Here is a 17,971-nt window from a genome sequence, read left to right on the forward strand (position 1 = left end):
CCGAAGCGCTGGAGCCCGACATGAGCACGAGAACGATCGTCGTCCTGGCCGTTGTCGGCCTGGCCGCCGCCTCGGCGGCGGTCGCCGGGCTCGGGCCGCTGGACGGCGGCCCGGCCGTCGACGCGGCGAGGGCCCGGCCGGGGCCGATTCGGGAGTTCGTCGACGAGCAGGGCAAAACTCGGCTGCCCCGGACGTACCTCGTCTCCATGCCCTACGAGGGCCGGATCGCCCCGATCGGCCTGGAGGAGGGGGACCGGGTCGAGGCCGGGCAGGAGGTGGCCCGGCTGGTGCCCGAGGACCTGGAGATCCGGGTGGCCGAGGCGACCGCGGCCGTCTCCCGGCTCGACGCCGCGATCCGGGAGGCGGAGGACACCCGGGTCGAGGAGGCGCTCATCGGCCAGGTCGAGGAGTTCCTCCGGTCGGTCGACCGCACCGTCGAGGCGGCCGACGAGCAGGTGAAGGCCGGGGAGGCGGTCCTCGGCTTCGCCGACTCGAACCTCCGACGCCGTCGGGCCCTGGCCCGGCGGGACGCCGCCTCGGAGGAGGACCTCAACCGGGCCGAGATGGAGCAGGCCCAGGCGGCCGTCGACTACCGGACCGACGTCCTCACGGCCAGCGCCCTGCGGTCGATGCAGGCGGCCTTCTCGCTCACCCCGATGATCATCCGCCGGTATATCGAGACGAAACAATTAAACGTCTCCGTGCTCGAACGCGAGAAGGCCGAGGCGGAAGCCCGGCTGGAGCAGGTGCTCCTGGACCGGAGTCGGGGGACCCTGACCAGCCCGGTCGACGGCGTCGTGCTCGCCCGGGAGGTGAGCAACGAGCGGCTGCTCCAGGCCGGGGCGACGCTCCTGGAGATCGGCGACCTGACGACGCTGGAGGTGGAGGCCGAGGTGCTCACGCAGGAGGCCGCCCGGGTCGAGCCGGGCCAGCCGGTCGAGCTGCTCGGCGCCTCGGCCGGCGGCGACCCGGTGCCGGGCTCGGTCCGGAGGGTCAACCCGGCCGGGTTCACCAAGCTCAGCTCCCTGGGGGTGGAGCAGCAGCGGGTGACGGTCGTCGTGGCGATCGACCCCGAGGCGCTGGGACGCCTGCTGGAGCGGGGACACCTCGGCGTCGGCTATCGGGTGGACGTCCGGATCCTGACGGCGGAGAAGTCCCGGGCGCTGCTCGTGCCGAGGCCGGCCCTGTTCCGGGGGCTGGACGGCCGCTGGGAGGTCTTCGCCATCCGGGGGGGCAGGGTCGAGCGGAATCCGGTGGCCGTCGGCCTGATGAACGACCGCTGGGCCGAGGTCCGGGACGGCCTGGCCGAGGGCGACCTCGTGATCCCCGCCCCCGAGGCCGACCTGGAACCGGGCATGAGGGTGCGGCCGGTCGTGTCGGCGGCCGGGGCGTGAGCCCTCGTGGCCGTCGCCGGATTCCCCGATGGAAGGAAATGGCCGGGCACCTTGAACCGCGCCTACAGTAACCCCGGCACGCCCCGGACGCGTCGATCCGGGGCCGCGACCACGAGGCATCACCCCGGATCGAGGAAACTCAGCCATGGCGACCGACCTCGCCGACACCCGGACCTGGCCCGACCTGGCGATCGGCCTGTACGACAGGCTCACCGGCCGCGGCTCGGAGATCATCTACGAGTTCGACAACTTCGAGCTGTTCATCCCCAGCAGCGCCTCAGAGCAGGCGGCCCACGCCAAGTGGCGGATGAACGGCACGCTGCGGATCCGCACCCGAGACAACGCGAACGGGTGATGATGCGATGGACCGCCCGCTGGAGATCGAGGGGGAGCTGCAGCTCGATTACGAGGGCGGCTCCGCCCAAATCCACATCCGGGACGAGACGGTCGACGTCGAGTTGCCCGGTGCCCGGTCGGCCCTGGCCCTGACCCGGCAAGTCTCCCCCTCGATCCGCAGGGACGGACTCCGACGCGCCGACGCCGCCCTCCGGGGTGCCGGGCTCGTCGGCCGGATCCGGATCCGGGGGCGGACCGTCGCCCGGATCGGCGGCAATGCCGAGCCGGGACCGCTGGCCCGGCTGCTGGGGGTCGACCCGCTGGCCCTGAGCCTCTTCTCATTCCTCGGGGCGGCGCTCGACCGCCGCAAGGCCACGACAACGGCGGGTCCCCCGGGGATGGGCGGCCCGGGTGATCCCCCCACTCCCGCACGGGGCGGGTGACCCCTGCCGGATGGCGAATGTCGGGGCCGGGTGCCGGCAATCGCCCCTCGTCGGGATCGCCGACCCCACCCTCATCCCCTCGCCCATCACCCTCGTCCGGACGCGACCGAGCCATGAAACCGATCCTCGTCACCGGCGCCACCGGCTACATCGGCGGTCGGCTCATCCCGATGCTGCTCGAGCGTGGGTACAGCGTCCGATGCCTGGCACGCGACCCGAAGAAGCTGGAGGGGAGGCCCTGGACGGATCGGGTGCAGGTCGTCCGGGGAGACGTGCTCGACCCGGACTCGCTCCGGGCGGCGCTGGTCGGCTGCCCTTCGGCCTACTACCTCGTGCATTCGATGGTGGCCGGCGAAGGCTCGTTCATCGACCGCGACCGCGCCGCCGCCCGCAACTTCGCCTCGGCGGCCGAGTCGGCCGGGCTGGACCGGGTCGTCTACCTCGGCGGCCTCGGCCGGAGGGCCGACGACCTGTCTCCCCACCTGGCGAGCCGGCAGGAAGTAGGGGACATCCTCCGGGGGGGGGCGGTCCCCGTCACCGAGCTCCGGGCGGCCATGATCATCGGCTCGGGCAGCGCCTCGTTCGAGATGATGCGGTCGCTCATCAAGCGGCTGCCGGTGATGATCTGCCCGAGGTGGGTCAGCACGAGGAACCAGCCGATCGCCGTCCGGGACGTGCTCGCCTACCTCGTCGGCTGCCTGGAGGAGCCGAGGACCGCCGGGCGGACCCTCGACGTCGGCGGGCCGGACATCCTGACGTACAAGGAGATGATGATCCGCTTCGCGGCGATCCTCGGCCTGAGGAGGAGGATCGTCGTCGTGCCGGTGCTCACGCCGACGCTGTCGGCCTACTGGATCAACCTGGTGACGCCGATCCCGGCGGCCCTGGCCTTCCCGCTGGTCGAGGGCCTGAAGTCGGAGGTCATCTGCCAGAACGACGGGATCCGAAGGCTCGTGCCGATCACCCCCACCCCCTTCGGCGAGGCGGTGCAGCGGGCCCTGGACAAGGTGGCCGAGAACGACGTCTCGACCCGATGGGCCAACGCCGCCCTCCCGAGCCGGGCCGCCCTGCTCCGGCGGCCGAAATTCGAGCCCGATTCGTTCCCGCTCCGCGACGTGCAGCGCAAGGAGGCCGACGCCCCCGCCCCGGCCCTCTTCGACCGGGTCAAGCGGATCGGGGGATCGACCGGCTACTACTACGGTGACGCCCTCTGGCGGATCCGGGGTGCGATGGACCGGGTCGTCGGCGGCGTCGGCCTGAGGAGGGGGAGGCGGGATCCGGTCCGGATCTACATCGGCGACGCCCTGGACTTCTGGAGGGTCGAGGATTTCGTCCCCGGCCGTCGCCTGCTGCTGCACGCCGAGATGCGGGTGCCGGGCGAAGCCTGGCTGGAGTTCCGGGTCGACCCGATCGGCGAACGGCGGTCGGTGCTGACGCAGACGGCCTACTTCAAGCCCTCGAAGTTCTGGGGCCGGCTGTACTGGTACGCGAGCCTGCCGGCCCACCTGTTCATCTTCTCGGGGATGGCGAGCAGCATCGTCCGGTCGGCCGAGGCCGCCTGCGACAGCCGGCCCCCACCCCGCGACGACGAGGAGGACCAACCGACGGCCGGCAAGGCCGGGCCGCCGATGGTGATCGACCAGCCCGAGGGGAGGGCGACGACGGCGGGAGGCGCGAGCCGGTAGCGTCGGCCGGGACGAGGCCCTACCCTGGGACGCATCGATCGCCCTAGGTCCGGCGATCGCAGGCCCCCTGGAAGGGAGTTCCCCCACGATGCCCCCGATCTCCCGACGCTCGTTCCTCGGCGCCGCCGCGACGACCGCCGCCGCCTCGGCCCTCGGCCCGGTGCCGGTCGCCCGGGCGATCGACCCGATCCGACGCACCCGCCCCAGCCACCTGAAGCTGAGCATCGCCGCCTACTCCTACCGGCAGTTCCTCACCGGCGACCAGCCGACGATGGACCTGTTCGACTTCGTCGACCTGGCCGCCGACATGGGGCTGGACGCGGTCGAGCCGACCTCCTATTACTTCCCGGCCGACGTGTCGGACGAGTACCTGCACGCGCTCCGACGCCACGCCTTCCTGCTGGGGCTGGACGTCTCCGGCACGGCGATCGGCAACGACTTCTGCGTCGCCCCCGGCCCGGAGCGGGAGGAGCAGCTGGAACTGGCCCGCTCCTGGATCGACCGCGCCGCCGCCCTGAACGCCCCGGTCATCCGCGTCTTCGCCGGCCGGACGCCGAGGGGGGACAGCGAGGAGGAGGCCGTCGCCCGGGCGATCGAGGGCTTCAACGCCGTCCTGCCGTATGCCGAGGAGAAGGGGGTGGTGCTCGCCCTGGAGAACCACGGCGGGATCACGGCCACGGTCGACCAGATGATGAGGCTGATCGAGGGGATCGACCACCCCTACTTCGCCGTCAACCTCGACACGGGGAACTTCCACACCTCGGACCCCTACGGCGACCTCGCCCGGATCGCCCCCTATGCGGTGAACGTGCAGGTGAAGACCGAAATCGCCCCGGAGGGCGGGCCGAAGCGGGAGGCCGACCTGTCGAAGCTCGTCGGCATCCTCCGGGACGTGAAGTACTCCGGCTACGTCGTCCTGGAGTACGAGGCGAGCGACGACCCGATGACGGCCATCCCCCGGCACGTCGAGCAGCTCCGGGGGCTGGTCGGCTGACCCCGGGATCGGCCGCGACCGGGGACCGGGCCCGATTTGCCCGGGACGCCCCGGCTCGGCTACAATCCCGGCCGCCCTCCCCGGAGGCCGGACGGGATCGCCGCCGGCCCCGGGAGTTTGCCCCGAGACCCCGAGGCCGACCGTGCCCGACCCCGGAGACGATCGCGCGCTGCTCGACCTGATCTGCCTGACGATGACCCCCGGGGTCGGGCCGCTCACCAGCCGGGCCCTGATCGAGCACTTCGGCGACGTGGGGTCGATCCTCTCCGCCTCGCTCGCCGAGCTGAAGCGGGTGCCCGGCGTCGGGCCGAAGCTGGCCGAGAAGATCGCCTCGGGCCGCAAGGACCTCGACCCCCAGGTCGAGCTGGAACGCTGCCGACAGCGGGGCGTGCGGCTAATCCCGTTCGATTCGCCCGACTACCCCGAGTCGCTGAAATCGATCCCCGACCCCCCGCTGCTGCTCTACGTCCGGGGGGAGCTGACCCCGGCCGACCAGCTCGCCATCGCCCTGGTCGGCGCCCGGAAGTCGACCCCCTACGGGATGAGGGTGGCCGAGCGGCTGGCGGGCTCGCTGGCCCGGGTCGGCCTGACGGTCGTCTCGGGCTTGGCCCGGGGGATCGACGCGGCGGCCCACCGGGGGGCGATCCGGGCCGGGGGGCGGACGATCGCCGTGCTCGGCAACGGGCTGGGGTCGATCTACCCGCCGGAGCACGGCCCGCTGGCCGATGAGGTCGCCGCCCACGGCGCCGTGATCAGCGAGCACGCGATGGAGCAGCAGCCGCTGGCCGGCCTGTTCCCGCAGCGGAACCGGCTGATCGCCGGGCTGAGCCTGGGGGTGGTGGTCGTCGAGGCGGCGCCCCGGAGCGGGTCGCTGTCGACGGCGTCGCACGCGATGGAGCAGAACCGGGAGGTCTTCGCCGTGCCCGGGCCGATCGACAGCCTCGCCAGCCGGGGCTGCCACGCCCTGATCCGGGACGGGGCCCGGCTGGTCGAGACGGTCGACGACATCCTGGAGGAACTCGGGCCGCTGGCCCGGGCGGTGCAAGCGACCCCCGAGTCCCCGGCCGTGCGGCACCCGGCCGAGCTGTCGCTCTCGGAACACGAGCGTGCGCTTCTCGGCCACCTGGACGACCTGCCCCGGGGGATCGACGAGCTGATCGTCCGGACGGGCCTCGCGCCGTCGCAGGTCATGGCGACGCTGGCCGTCCTGGAGATGCGACGGCTGATCCGAAGGGCCGCGGGGAACCAGTTCAGCCGGGTCTGATCCGGGGACACCCGGCCGGCGCGGGTCGCCCGACGCCCCGGATCAACGGCGGGGGCCGCTCCCGCCGGGCCCGGCCCGGATGCCCCGCCCCCGGGCCAGGGACCGGGAGCAGGCGCCGAGGGCGGCGATGAGGACGAGGGTGATCGAGGCGGGCTCGGGGACGGCGTTCGGACCCGACCCGCCCGGGACGCCGCCGCCGTCTCCGCCGTCGTCGGGGTCGGTCGTGCCGCCGTCGGACCCCCCGAAGTCGCTCGGGCGGAGCAGGAAGGCCCGGGAGATGCCGCCGAAGGTGCCGGTGCCGACGATCAGGCCGTCGGCGTTGATCGCCGAGGCGACCTGGAGGATCCAGCCGGTGTCGGGCTCGAGCAGGGAATTCAGGTCGACCATGCCCCCCTCGGCGGTCCAGAGGAAGGCCCTCGAGCCGCCCCCCATGGAGGACAGGCCGACCACGTGCCCCAGGGCGTTGACGGACAGGCCCTGGCTGGAGTGGCCGCCGGGCAGGACCCCCAGGGCGGCCAGCTCGCCCGCCCGGCCGATGAAGGCGATCTCGGAGCCCGACGAGTCGGTCGCGTGTCCGGTGATCAGGCCGTCGTCATTGATCGCCCGGGCCACGCTGGCGCCCCCGCCGGGCAGGGTGCCGGCGAAGCGGATCCCCTGACCGTCGGCGATGAAGGCGCGGTTGATCCCCCAGCGGTCCTGGGCCTGGCCGACCACGTGCCCCAGGCCGTTGATGCCGAAGGCCCGGCTCGACTGCCCGCCGGGCAGGAGCCCCAGCTCGACGAACTCCCCACCGGCGTCGATCCGGAAGGCGACGGCCCTGCCGTCGGCCCGGTTGCCGGTGCCGGCGATCTCGCCGCCGTCGTTGATCGCGACGGCCTCGCTCCAGCTGCCGCCGGGCAGGGTGCCCAGGTCGGCCATCTCGCCCCCGTCGGCCCGGAAGGCCCGGGGACGGCCGGTGTCGTAGTCGCTGACGCCGACCACCACGCCCCCGCCGTTGATCCCCAGGCCGCTGCTCCTCCCCGACAGGCCGGCGAGCGATCCCAACCCCACGATGCCCCCCCCGGCGTCCCCCCGGAAGGCCTGCATCACCCCCTCGGAGTCGGCGGCGCCGGCGATCGCGCCCGAGGCGTTGATCGCTATCCCCATGCTCCGGGTCAGGGAGCCCGAAGGGCCGAGGTCCGTGATCGCATAGGGCGAGAGCGTCCCGGCCTCGACCCGAGGGGGCATCAGCCAGGCCACCATCACCAGGACGAGCGGGGCCAGCCTTCGCATGACGACACACCAATCTCGGCGCCGATCACAGTCTCCTGAAACCAACCATCACTCAAACCTATCCCACCCCGTGATCGCACAACAAGGAAAAAATCAATGAAATCGGGCGCCTTCCAATGATTGCACGCATTGATTTCAGCTCCCGGGCGTCGGGCGGGGGGCGGGTCCGGGTCCCTTGTTCGGCGTCGGGTGGGGGCCGTATAGTTCAACGATCCGCCCTCGGTCGGTTCGGACGGAGCCGGTGCCGGAGCCCCCCCGATCATGCCCCCTCGCCTGGTCTCGCTCGGGATCCTCGTCTTCTGGGCCGTCTCGGCCTCCAGCCTGCTGGTGCGGGACGTGCTGCCGGATCTGCTGGTCGGCCCGCCGCCGGACCTCCGGGACATCGCCCGGGCCGGGGAGCGGGACGCCTCGTCGCGCTGGACGCTGCTGGTGGGCGACCCCGTCGGCGACCCGGGGGACCTCCGGGCCGTCGGCCAGGCGACCACCGAGACGACGAGTCGGGGGGACGGCCACGTCCGGTTCGGGAGCACCGTGACCTTCGACGCGGGGGCGCTGCTGGAGCAGACGCCGCTGAGGTCGGCCGGGGGGGAGCGGCTGGAGGTCACCAGCGTGCTGGACGTCGACGGCTCGGGCAACCTCAGCGGGCTCCGGTCGGAGGTCCGGGTCGAGGGCGACGAGGACTCGCTGCTGGTGCTCGAGGGCCACCTGGAGGACGACTCCATCGCGATCACCGCGCGGGGGCCGATGCTGATCTTCGGCAAGCGGACCTTCCGCTTCCCCTATCAGGCCCGGGGGATGGTGCAGAACGCGATGGCGCCGCTGGACCGGATCCCGGGCCTGCACGTCGGCCAGCGCTGGGAGAGCCGGGTGGTCAGCCCGCTGACCGGTCGGGTGGAGGTGGTGCACGTCGAGGTCACCGACCGCAACGTGATGGTCCCCTGGGGGGACGAGCTGGTGCCGACCTTCCTGCTCGTCTCCCGGATGAACACCGGGATGGGGGAGGCCCGCGCCCGGACCTGGGCCCGGGCCTCCGACGGCCTGGTGCTCCGCCAGGAAGTGCCGCTGGTGCTGGTCACCCTGATGCTGGAGCGCCAGCCCTGACGCCCGACCCGAACGACGACCGCCGGGCCGACCCGGGGAGGCGGCGATGATCGAGCTGATCGGCGTGACGAAGGCCTTCGGCCGCAAGCGGGCCGTCGACGGGCTGGACCTGGCGGTCCGCCCCGGCGAGCTGTTCGCGTTCCTCGGGCCCAACGGCGCCGGCAAGACCACGACGATCAAGATGATCTGCGGGCTCCTGTCCCCCTCCGGCGGCATCGTCCGGATCGGCGGCTTCCCCGCCTCCAGCCGGGAGGCCCGCCAGCTGATCGCCTACGTCCCCGACCAGCCTTACCTGTACGAGAAGCTCACCGGCCGGGAGTTCCTCCGGTTCGTCGTCGAGATGTATGGGCTGGAGCGCCGCCGGGCCTCGGCGAAGATCGAGGAGCTGGTCGACGTCTTCGAGATGGGGGACTACGTCGACGAGCTCTGCGAGAACTACTCGCACGGCATGAAGCAGCGGGTCGTCTTCGCCTCGGCCCTGGTGCACGAGCCGAGGGTGCTGATCGTCGACGAGCCGCTCGTGGGGCTCGACCCCCGGAGCGGCCGGATCGTCAAGGATCTGTTCCTCTCCCAGGCCCGATCGGGCGTGGCCGTGCTGATGTCGACGCACCTGCTGTCGATCGCCGAGGAGCTGGCCGACACGATCGGCATCATCGACCGGGGCAAGATGCTGATGACCGGCTCCCTGGCCGAGATCCGGGAGCGTTCCCAGATGCACGGGCCGCTGGAGGACCTGTTCCTGAAGCTGACCGGGGGGGACCGCCCCCGACCGTCGGCCTCCCGCAACGGCTCCGCGACGGCCGAAATCGACACCGAGCCGATCGAGCTGGGGGACCGCCAGCCGTGACCAGACGCCCCGACGCCCCTCCCCCCCCGCCGATGGCCCCCCCCCGCCGGGTCGCCCGGGGGTTCGGCTTCCTCCGCGGCCGGCTGATGGCCAACCACGGCAGCATCCTCCTCTCGCAGTCGCTGCTGAGGCTCTCCACTGTCGTCGTCTGCTCGGCCGTCTTCTGGGCCGGCCTGTTCCTGCTCTTCTTCGAGGGCTTCCGCTTCCTCGACGACTACGTCCAGGTCACCAACGAGATCGTCGAGTACCTCTTCAGCGTCTTCTTCCTGTCGCTGCTGATCATGCTCCTCGCCTCGACGGGCATCATCCTCTATGCGTCGCTCTTCCGGAGCCGGGAGGCGTACTTCCTGCTCGCCACCCCGGCACCGGAGGACCGGGTCTTCTCCCACAAGTTCATCGAGGCCATGGCCTTCTCCTCCTGGGGCTTCCTGCTGCTGGGGAGCCCGATGATGGTGGCCTACGGCATCACCTCGATGGCCCCCTGGCCGTTCTACCCGATCGCGCTGGCGTTTCACCTGGCCTTCGTGGCGATCCCCGGGGGCGTCGGCGCGGTGGCGGCGATCCTGCTGGCGAACCTGCTGCCCCGGCAGCGGAAGACGGTGCTGGTCGGCTCCGGGGTGCTGGTCGTGGCGGGGCTCGCCTACACGGGGTTGCAGGTCTGGACGACGCCGGGGTCGACCCTCTCCAGCGAATGGATGAACGCCCTGCTCGGCCGCCTGGAGTTCAGCACCAACCACCTGCTGCCCAGCCGATGGATCGCCGCGGGGCTGCTCCGGTCGGCCCGGGGGGAGTGGGGGGACGGCCTGTTCTACCTGATGGTGACCGCCTCCCACGCGATGCTCGCCTACCTGGCGGCGGCGGTGGTGGCGAGGGACCTCTACCGGGTCGGCTACGGCCGGGTGCTCGGCGGCCGGTCGGCCCGCCGCCACTTCGGCTGGTACGGCGCCGACGCCGCCTTCCACCGCCTCTTCGGCTTCATCGCCGAGCCGATCCGCCTGCTGATCCTCAAGGACCTCCGCACCTTCCGGAGGGACCCGACCCAGTGGTCGCAGTTCCTGATCTTCTTCGGGCTGCTGGCGTTCTACTTCGTCAACATCCGACGGCTCGGCTACGACGTGCAGAGCCCCTACTTCCGCAACCTGCTGGGCTTCCTGAACCTGGCGGTCACGGCCCTGATCCTGTCGACCTTCACCAGCCGGTTCATCTTCCCGATGCTCTCGCTGGAGGGGCGCAACCTCTGGCTGCTGGGGCTGTTCCCGGTGCCGAGGCGGTCGATCATCTGGGGCAAGTTCGCCTTCGCGGCGGGCATCTCGCTGGTGGCCACCGAGGTCCTGATCCTGCTGAGCGGCCTGATGCTCAAGGTCGGCGGCGTGATGCTCGCCCTGCACGCGGCGATCGTGGCCGTGCTCTGCTTCGGGCTGTCGGCCATCAGCGTCGGCCTCGGCGCGAGGCTGCCGAACCTCCGCGAGGAGGACCCCTCCAAGATCGCCGCCGGCTTCGGCGGGACGCTGAACCTGCTGGTCAGCCTCGCCTTCATCGTGCTGGTGATCGGCCCCCCGGCGGTCCTCAGCCACCTCTACTTCGCCGGCCGGGGCTCGGACATCTACCAGGTGATCGGCCGCCGGTCGGAGGGGGTGCTCCACACCCGATTGCTCCTCGCCGCGGGGGTCAGCCTCCTCGTCGGCGCCGTCGCCACGATCGTCCCCATGCGGATCGGCATCCGGGCCTTCGAGCGGATGGAGTGCTGACGGCCCATCCCGCATCGCCCCCGGGCGCTTGCCGGCCCCCGAGCCCTGACGCCCTCCCGGACGCACCCTCGACCCGATCGGCGGCGCGGCCGATCGGGCCGGACGCCTCCCTCTGGCGGCCTTGTTGGGACGGGGCCGGGCGCCTATAATCCGTTCAGAAGTTTCTGAAACCGCAACCCGTCCTGTCCAAGGGGGGAGGCCCCGGGTTTGTTGCCGATAAGCCAGTCGGGATTCCGCCCGAGACCGCTCCGGGTGGGTGCCGTGAGGTACCTGAACGCGAAGCCGCTCTATTTCGGGCTCGGGGCGATCGCTCCCGGGGTCCGGCTGGAGATGGACCTGCCGAGCCGGCTGGCCGACCGCCTGGGCTCCGGGGCGCTGGACGTGGCGTTGATCCCGTCGGTCGAGTATCTTCGGGGGGCGCAGCTCGGCTACCGGATCCTGCCGGGGTTCGCCATCGCCTCCGGCGGGCCGGTGCGGAGCGTCAAGCTCTACAGCCGGGTGCCGTTCGACCGGATCGACCGCCTCGCGCTGGACGAAGGGTCCCGGACCAGCCAGGCGCTGGCCCGGGTCTGGTTGGCCGAGGCCCACGGGGTCCGGCCAACGCTCGTCGAATCCCTGCCGATGGGGGTGCCGGTGCAGGAGAGCACGGCCGATGCCGTCCTGCTCATCGGCGACCGGGCGATGCGGGACCCGGACGAGCCCTTCCACGCCGTGGTCGACCTGGCCGAGGCCTGGAAGGGCCTGACCGGCCTGCCCTTCGTCTTCGCCCTCTGGGTGGCCCGGGAGGGCGTCGACCTGGGGGATTTGCCCGAGATCCTCGCCCGGTGCCGCTCCGAGGGCCTGGCCCACGTGGACCGGATCGCCGACGAGGTCGGGCCGGGGCTCGGCCTGACCCGGGGCGAGTGCATCGACTACCTGACCCGGAATATCTCGTACGATCTGGGCGAGTCGGAGGTCACCGCCCTCCGCCTGTTCGCCCGGAAGGCCGCCGCGCTGGGGCTCGCCCCGGAGGATGTGGACCTTGCCTTCGCCGACACCCGACGTCTCCCGGATCCTGCGGCGCGCCGCTGAGGGCGATCGCCTCTCGTTCGACGAGGGCGTCACCCTGCTGAGGGAGGGGGACCTGCTCTCGCTCGGCCGCGCCGCCGACGCGGCCTGCAAGCGGCTCCACCCCGAGCCGTACCGGACGTACAACATCGACCGCAACATCAATTATTCGAACGTCTGCGCGGCGATCTGCCACTTCTGCGCCTTCTACCGCAAGGTGGGGGACACCGACGCCTACGTCCTCGACCGCGACGTCCTGCTGGGGAAGATCCGGGAGACGGTCGAGCTGGGGGGGGACCAGATCCTCATGCAGGGCGGCCTGCACCCCGAGCTGCCCTTCGAGTGGTACACCGACCTGCTCCGGGACATCAAGGCCGCCTACCCCCGGGTCAACGTCCACGGCTTCAGCCCCCCGGAGATCCACTTCCTCGCCAGGAAGTTCAAGATGCCGGTGATCGAGGTCCTCCGCCGCTTCAAGGAGGCGGGGCTCGGCAGCCTGCCCGGCGGCGGCGGGGAGATCCTCGTCGACCGCGTCCGCAAGATCCTCACCAAGGGGAAGGTCCTCACCGACGACTGGCTCGCCGTCCACCGGGCCTGGCACGAGCTGGGCGGCATCTCGACGGCCACGATGATGTACGGCCACGTCGAGACGCTGGAGGAGCGCATCGAGCACCTGGAGCGCTGCCGACAGCTCCAGGACGAGACGGGCGGCCTGACCGCCTTCATCTCCTGGACCTTCCAGCCCGACAACACCGAGATGGACCACATCCCCCCCAAGGGGGCCCACGAGTATTTGCGCGTCCAGGCGGTCTCCCGGCTCTACCTCGACAACGTCCCGAACATCCAGTCGTCCTGGGTCACCCAGGGTCCGGCCATCGGCGGCCTGGCCTTGTACTTCGGCGCCAACGACATGGGAAGCCTGATGATCGAGGAGAACGTCGTCTCCAAGGCGGGCACGGTCTTCCACCTCTCGGTCGGGGAGATCCGCCGGGCGATCCGGGAGGCCGGCTACGTCCCCCGCCAGCGGAACGTCTTCTACGAGTACCTCGACGCCGATCCCCTGGCCGAGCCCGCCGCCGAGCCGGTGGGGGCATGAGGCGAGGCGCCTCGCCTCGACGGTTCGGACCGACATCCCGAGGCCCGCTCGACCGCCCGGTCGGTCGGGCCTCGGCGGTGCTCAAGGGGGCGATCCTTCCAGGCGAGGGGCGCGGCCGCTAAAATGGCCTAGATTCCCACATCGGGCGGCACCAAGGCGCCCTCCCTTCCCCCTTCGCCCGGTCGAGCGGCCCCGATGATCCAGGTCGAGCACCTCAGCAAGGCGTTCCTCGACTACCGGAGGGGCTGGATCCCCGCGGTGGACGACGTGAGCTTCGCGTGCGAGCCGGGGGAGATCTTCGGCCTGCTCGGCCCCAACGGGGCGGGCAAGACGACCACGCTCCGGATCCTGAGCACGGTCCTGAGGCCCACCGCCGGCCGGGCGATCGTCGCCGGGCACGACGTGGTGGCCGAGCCGGGGGAGGTCCGCACCCGGATCGGCTTCATGTCGGCCAACACCGGCGTATATGATCGCATGTCGGCCTGGGAACTCGTCGAATACTTCGGCCGGCTCTACGGCATCGAACGCGAGCCGCTCCGGGAGCGCATGGAGCGGCTCTTCGGCTGGCTCCAGATGGACGACTTCCGCGACGTGCTCGGCTCGAAGATGTCGACCGGCATGAGGCAGAAGGTCTCGATCGCCCGCACGATCGTCCACGACCCGCCGGTCCTGATCTTCGACGAGCCGACCTCGGGGCTCGACGTGCTGGTGGCCCGGGCCGTCATGCTGAAGATCGCCGAGCTGCGGGACCGGGGCAAGACGATCATCTTCTCCACGCACTCGATGCAGGAGGTCTCCAAGCTCTGCGACCGCGTCGCCATCATCTACAAGGGCCGGCTCCAGGCCGAGGGCCGGCCGACCGAACTGCTCGACCGCTTCGGCCAGCCCGACCTGGAGGAGCTGTTCTTCCACCTCGTCGAGCGGGCCGACCTCGGGGCCGTCGCCCCGACGTGAGCCGGGGGCCCGCCGATCGGCCCCCCGGGTGCCGGGGCCGCGCTCTCCGGGGACGGGAGGCGTCCGGGGCCCGGGGACATCCGTCGCCGGTCCCACGGCCCGCCATCCAGCATCGCCCGCCGGCCACCGGCCCTCGGCCATCGGCCGCCCGACCCGGGCGCCGGCCGATCCCCGCAAACCCACCGAGCCCGCCGTACCATGAGATGGTCCCGAATCCGACTGATCTTCGGCAGGGAGCTGCGTGACCAGCTCCGAGACCGCCGGACCCTCTTCATGATCTTCGGCCTGCCTGTGCTGCTCTACCCGATCCTCGGCTTCACGGTGAAGGAGCTGACCGCGGCCTTCGAGCAGAAGCCGAGGAACGTGGTCGTCGTCGGTGCCGAGCACCTGCCGGAGCAGCCTCCGCTGCTCCAGGAGGACGGGGCGGGGGGGGTCGGATTCGCCGGGGAGCTCTCGGCCGAGTTCGCCCCGGCGCCGATGTTCGTGCGGGCCGCCTCCTCGGAAGGCCCCTGGGGGGACCCGGAGCAGCAGCTGCTCGCCATGAGGAGGGGGCAGGTCGACGTGGTCGTCGAGATCCCCGGGGACGTCCGGGAGCAGATCGAGGCCGTGCAGCGGCCGACGATCAAGATCGCCTACCTCCGGTCCGACGAGCAGAGCCTGGCCACCTACCGGGACGTGGAGGAGATCATCGCCCGGTGGCAGGACGCGATCGTCTCCCGGCGCCTCGCCGCCGACGAGAAGCCGGCCGAGTACGTCTCCCCGGTCGAGGTCGAGGGGGTGGATCTGGCCCGGCAGGTCACCGGGTCGTCCGCCTCGGGGGCGAGCATCTGGGCCCGAATCTTCCCGTTCCTGCTGGTGATGATGGCCCTCACCGGCGCCTTCTACCCGGCCATCGACCTCTGCGCCGGCGAGAAGGAGCGGGGGACGATGGAGACGCTGCTGATCAGCCCGGCCTACCGCAGCGAGATCGTCGTCGGCAAGTTCCTGACCGTCATGGCCGCCAGCGCCGCCACGGCGCTGCTGAACCTGGCGAGCATGGGATTGACGATGGCCGTGCTCGGCCGGCAGCTCGCCGGCAGCCTCGGGCCCGGGGCCGAGGCGGGGCCGGGCTCCCCGCTCGACGAGCTGAGCCCGCCGTCCCTGACGGCCCTGGCGTGGATGGTCGTGCTGCTGATCCCGCTCTCGGGCTTCTTCAGCGCCGTCTGCCTGGCGCTGGCGGTGCTCGCCCGGAGCATGAAGGAGGGGCAGTATTACATGACGCCCCTCTACCTCGTCACCCTGCCCCTGATCTTCCTCACGCTGATGCCCGGCGTGGAGCTGAACCCGTTCTACAGCCTGGTGCCGGTCACGGGCGTCTCGCTGCTCCTGAAGAAGCTGATCCTGGAGCAGTACGGCGAGGCGCAGTCGTACATCCTGCCCGTGCTGCTGTCGACGACCGTCTACGGCCTCGTCGCCCTGCGGTGGGCGGTCGGCCAGTTCCGGAGCGAGCAGGTGCTGTTCCGGGAGGCGGAGCGGTTCGACCTCGCCCTGTGGTTCCGGCACCTGGTCCGGGACCGGGGCCCGGTCCCCTCGGGGGGGCAGGCGATGGCCTGCTTCGCCCTCATCATCGCGCTGTCCTGGTACACGCAAATCCTCATCTCCGGGGCCGACCCGCTTGCCGGGCTGGCCCTGGGGCAGCTCGTCTTCATCCTGATGCCCCCGTTGGCGATGGCCCTGGTGTTCACCTCCAGCCCGAGGCGGACGCTCCGGCTCTCCTGGCCGGGCTGGTTGCCGCTGGCGCTGGGGGTCGGCCTGGCGGCGGCGCTCAACCCGGTGTCGAGCGAGCTGAGGCCGATCGTGATGGAGCTGTTCCCGATCCCCCCGGCGATCGAGCGGGCGTTGGAGGGGCTCCAGGAGGCGATCCCCGACCTCGCCACCGCGGTGCTGCTGCTGGCCGTCATCCCGGCGATCTGCGAGGAGGTGGCCTTCCGGGGCTACATCCTCTCGGGCCTGGAGACGGCGGCGTCGCGGTGGACGGCGATCGTGCTCTCGGCCTTCCTGTTCGGGTTCCTGCACGTGCTCATCAGCCTCTTCCAGCAGTTCTTCAACGCCACGCTGCTGGGCCTGGTGCTCGGCTGGATGGCCGTGCGGACGAGGAGCCTTCTGCCGGGGATCGCCTTCCACCTGACCAACAACGCCCTGGCCGTGCTCGGCCCGAGCCTGGCGGCCGGCTGGCTCTACCGGGACCGGGAGCTGTTCCTCTACCGCTGGCCCTGGGTGGCGCTGGGCGTGGTCGGCTCGGCGGCGATGCTCCTGGTCCTCTCCCGGGTCGGCTCCCCCGAGCCGGAGTCGGCCCCCCCGGCCGGGGCCCCCACCGGTCGGGAGACCCTCCCCTCCGACGCCGACCGACGATGAGCACGCCCGACGACCTCACCCTGGCCGCCCGGGTCGTCCTCCCCGTCGAGGGGGGGCCGATCGCCGGCGGCCTGGTGACGATCCGGGAGGGGCGGATCGCCGCCGTCGGGGGGCCCGGCGACCGGTCGGCCGACCTGGACCTCGGCAACGTCGCCCTTATCCCCGGCCTGGTCAACGCCCACACCCACCTGGAACTCTCCCCCCTCGACGGCGAGGCCGGGCGGGACGACCCCGCCTCCTGGCCCGAGGACGAGGTCGACTGGCTCCGCCGGGTGGTCGCCCACCGGATCGGCCGGTCGCCGGAGGCCCTCCGAGACGCCGTCGGCCGCAACCTCGACGACGCGATCGACGCGGGCACCACCCTGCTGGCCGACACCACCACCGCCGGCCTGAGCTGGCCGCTCGTCTGCTCGGCCCCCCTGCGGGCGGTCGTCTTCGCCGAGCTGATCGGCCTGAAGCGGATGCGGGGGCTGGAGACCAACCGACACGCCTGGGACTGGATCGGCTCGATCGGGCCGGTCGACCAGGTCGTCGCCAACGCCCGACCCGGCCTCAGCCCGCACGCCCCCTACAGCACCGCCGGGTGGCTCTACCACCGGTCCGCCGCCGGGGGCATGCCCCTCTCGACCCACCTGGCCGAGCTTCCCGAGGAGCTGGAGCTGCTCCGGACCCGGGGGGGCCGGCTCCGCGAGTTCCTCGAAGGGCTCGGCGCCTGGGACGACGACTGGGAGCCGATCAGCCCCGAGCCGGCCGACTACATCCGCCAGGGCGGACTCCGGGAGGCCGACTGGATCGTCGCCCACGGCACCTACCTCGACCCGGCGGACTTCTGGCAGCTCCGCCCCGAGGCCGCCCCGGACGGCCACCGGGTCGCCGTGGCCTATTGCCCCCGGACGCACGCCCGGTTCGGCCACCGGCCTCACCCGTTCCGGGAGATGCTGGAGCACGGCGTGGTCGTCTGCCTCGGCACCGACAGCCGGGCCTCGACGCCGAGCCTCAGCATCCTGGACGAGATGCGGTTCCTCCACGCCCGGCACCCCGGACTCGGCGGCGCGCTCCTGCTGACCATGGGCACCCTCTTCGGCGCCTGGGCACTGCGGGCCGAGACGGTCACCGGCAGCCTCAAGGCCGGCAAGTCGGCCGACCTCGCCGTCGTCCCGCTGCCGGATCGGGACGACGCCGACCCCTATGACCTGTTGCTCGGTACCGACCTGCAGGTCGTCGCCTCCGCCTTCGAGGGCCGCTTCCGGGCCGACCCGGGCTGGAAGGCCGGGGCCGACCTGCCCCGGGCCTGATGGCCGATCCGCTCCCCATCCTCCTCCCGGTCCGGGCGGTTGGGTTCGTTTTGCGCCGCGCAGCGGCGGGAATCGATCTCCACTCGGCCCGCCCCGGTCGT

Annotated in this window: 15 protein-coding genes; 14 read left to right on the forward strand and 1 reads right to left on the reverse strand. The window is 72.0% G+C overall.

What is annotated here, in order from left to right; genetic code table 11:
* Positions 1–20: 20 nt before the first annotated feature.
* From ElP_RS10630 to dprA, 6 genes are all read left to right on the forward strand, one after another.
* Entirely contained in the window at positions 21–1,394 is a 1,374-nt protein-coding gene (locus ElP_RS10630; protein ID WP_145269101.1) for an efflux RND transporter periplasmic adaptor subunit, read from the forward strand.
* Between the two features lie 145 nt (positions 1,395–1,539).
* Positions 1,540–1,749, forward strand: coding sequence for a hypothetical protein (locus tag ElP_RS10635; RefSeq protein ID WP_145269103.1), 210 nt, complete (start codon positions 1,540–1,542; stop codon positions 1,747–1,749).
* 7 nt (positions 1,750–1,756) lie between these two features.
* A complete protein-coding gene (locus ElP_RS10640) occupies positions 1,757–2,173 on the forward strand; it encodes a peptide ABC transporter ATP-binding protein (RefSeq protein ID WP_145269105.1) in 417 nt (138 codons plus the stop codon).
* 113 nt (positions 2,174–2,286) lie between these two features.
* Entirely contained in the window at positions 2,287–3,858 is a 1,572-nt protein-coding gene (locus ElP_RS10645; protein ID WP_145269107.1) for an SDR family oxidoreductase, read from the forward strand.
* 88 nt (positions 3,859–3,946) lie between these two features.
* Positions 3,947–4,852: a sugar phosphate isomerase/epimerase family protein gene (locus ElP_RS10650; RefSeq protein WP_145269109.1), complete on the forward strand. Its 906-nt coding sequence runs from the start codon at positions 3,947–3,949 to the stop codon at positions 4,850–4,852.
* A gap of 142 nt (positions 4,853–4,994) precedes the next feature.
* Positions 4,995–6,116, forward strand: a complete 1,122-nt coding sequence (gene dprA, locus ElP_RS10655; protein ID WP_231749642.1) for a DNA-processing protein DprA — start codon at positions 4,995–4,997, stop codon at positions 6,114–6,116.
* Between the two features lie 42 nt (positions 6,117–6,158).
* Here dprA and ElP_RS10660 read toward each other — a convergent pair whose 3' ends face one another.
* On the reverse strand, positions 6,159–7,388 hold the full coding sequence (locus tag ElP_RS10660) for a hypothetical protein (protein WP_145269111.1): 1,230 nt from the start codon (positions 7,386–7,388) through the stop codon (positions 6,159–6,161).
* 261 nt (positions 7,389–7,649) lie between these two features.
* On the opposite strand from ElP_RS10660, the gene ElP_RS10665 reads away from it, so the two are divergent.
* The 8 genes from ElP_RS10665 (at position 7,650) to ElP_RS10700 (ending at position 17,870) form a co-directional block, all read left to right on the forward strand.
* Positions 7,650–8,489: a hypothetical protein gene (locus ElP_RS10665; protein ID WP_145269113.1), complete on the forward strand. Its 840-nt coding sequence runs from the start codon at positions 7,650–7,652 to the stop codon at positions 8,487–8,489.
* Positions 8,490–8,535: 46 nt separating this feature from the next.
* Positions 8,536–9,336: an ABC transporter ATP-binding protein gene (locus tag ElP_RS10670; protein ID WP_145269115.1), complete on the forward strand. Its 801-nt coding sequence runs from the start codon at positions 8,536–8,538 to the stop codon at positions 9,334–9,336.
* Complete coding sequence (locus tag ElP_RS10675; protein WP_231749644.1) at positions 9,333–11,084, forward strand: putative ABC transporter permease subunit; 1,752 nt, start codon at positions 9,333–9,335, stop codon at positions 11,082–11,084. The genes ElP_RS10670 and ElP_RS10675 overlap by 4 nt, the downstream gene beginning before the upstream one ends.
* Positions 11,085–11,336: 252 nt before the next feature.
* On the forward strand, positions 11,337–12,155 hold the full coding sequence (locus ElP_RS10680; protein WP_231749646.1) for a menaquinone biosynthetic enzyme MqnA/MqnD family protein: 819 nt from the start codon (positions 11,337–11,339) through the stop codon (positions 12,153–12,155).
* A complete protein-coding gene (gene mqnC, locus ElP_RS10685) occupies positions 12,106–13,227 on the forward strand; it encodes a cyclic dehypoxanthinyl futalosine synthase (protein WP_231749648.1) in 1,122 nt (373 codons plus the stop codon). Before ElP_RS10680 ends, mqnC begins: the two co-directional genes overlap by 50 nt.
* A 195-nt stretch (positions 13,228–13,422) precedes the next feature.
* Positions 13,423–14,181: an ABC transporter ATP-binding protein gene (locus tag ElP_RS10690; RefSeq protein ID WP_145269119.1), complete on the forward strand. Its 759-nt coding sequence runs from the start codon at positions 13,423–13,425 to the stop codon at positions 14,179–14,181.
* A 198-nt stretch (positions 14,182–14,379) separates the two neighbouring features.
* Positions 14,380–16,575: an ABC transporter permease subunit/CPBP intramembrane protease gene (locus tag ElP_RS10695; RefSeq protein ID WP_145269121.1), complete on the forward strand. Its 2,196-nt coding sequence runs from the start codon at positions 14,380–14,382 to the stop codon at positions 16,573–16,575.
* Positions 16,572–17,870, forward strand: coding sequence for an amidohydrolase family protein (locus tag ElP_RS10700; RefSeq protein WP_145269123.1), 1,299 nt, complete (start codon positions 16,572–16,574; stop codon positions 17,868–17,870). Before ElP_RS10695 ends, ElP_RS10700 begins: the two co-directional genes overlap by 4 nt.
* The last annotated feature ends 101 nt before the right edge of the window (positions 17,871–17,971 follow it).

It is taken from the genome of Tautonia plasticadhaerens, assembly GCF_007752535.1.
GTDB classification, from domain to species: Bacteria; Planctomycetota; Planctomycetia; order Isosphaerales; family Isosphaeraceae; genus Tautonia; species Tautonia plasticadhaerens.

Coding starts and splice junctions, on each gene's coding strand:
- ElP_RS10700 (WP_145269123.1), top strand. CDS start 16,572: ATGAGCACGCCCGACGACCTCACCCTGGCCGCCCGGGTCGTCCTCCCC.
- ElP_RS10660 (WP_145269111.1), bottom strand. CDS start 7,388: ATGCGAAGGCTGGCCCCGCTCGTCCTGGTGATGGTGGCCTGGCTGATG.
- ElP_RS10645 (WP_145269107.1), top strand. CDS start 2,287: ATGAAACCGATCCTCGTCACCGGCGCCACCGGCTACATCGGCGGTCGG.
- ElP_RS10650 (WP_145269109.1), top strand. CDS start 3,947: ATGCCCCCGATCTCCCGACGCTCGTTCCTCGGCGCCGCCGCGACGACC.
- ElP_RS10640 (WP_145269105.1), top strand. CDS start 1,757: ATGGACCGCCCGCTGGAGATCGAGGGGGAGCTGCAGCTCGATTACGAG.
- ElP_RS10665 (WP_145269113.1), top strand. CDS start 7,650: ATGCCCCCTCGCCTGGTCTCGCTCGGGATCCTCGTCTTCTGGGCCGTC.
- ElP_RS10670 (WP_145269115.1), top strand. CDS start 8,536: ATGATCGAGCTGATCGGCGTGACGAAGGCCTTCGGCCGCAAGCGGGCC.
- ElP_RS10690 (WP_145269119.1), top strand. CDS start 13,423: ATGATCCAGGTCGAGCACCTCAGCAAGGCGTTCCTCGACTACCGGAGG.
- ElP_RS10635 (WP_145269103.1), top strand. CDS start 1,540: ATGGCGACCGACCTCGCCGACACCCGGACCTGGCCCGACCTGGCGATC.
- ElP_RS10695 (WP_145269121.1), top strand. CDS start 14,380: ATGAGATGGTCCCGAATCCGACTGATCTTCGGCAGGGAGCTGCGTGAC.
- ElP_RS10630 (WP_145269101.1), top strand. CDS start 21: ATGAGCACGAGAACGATCGTCGTCCTGGCCGTTGTCGGCCTGGCCGCC.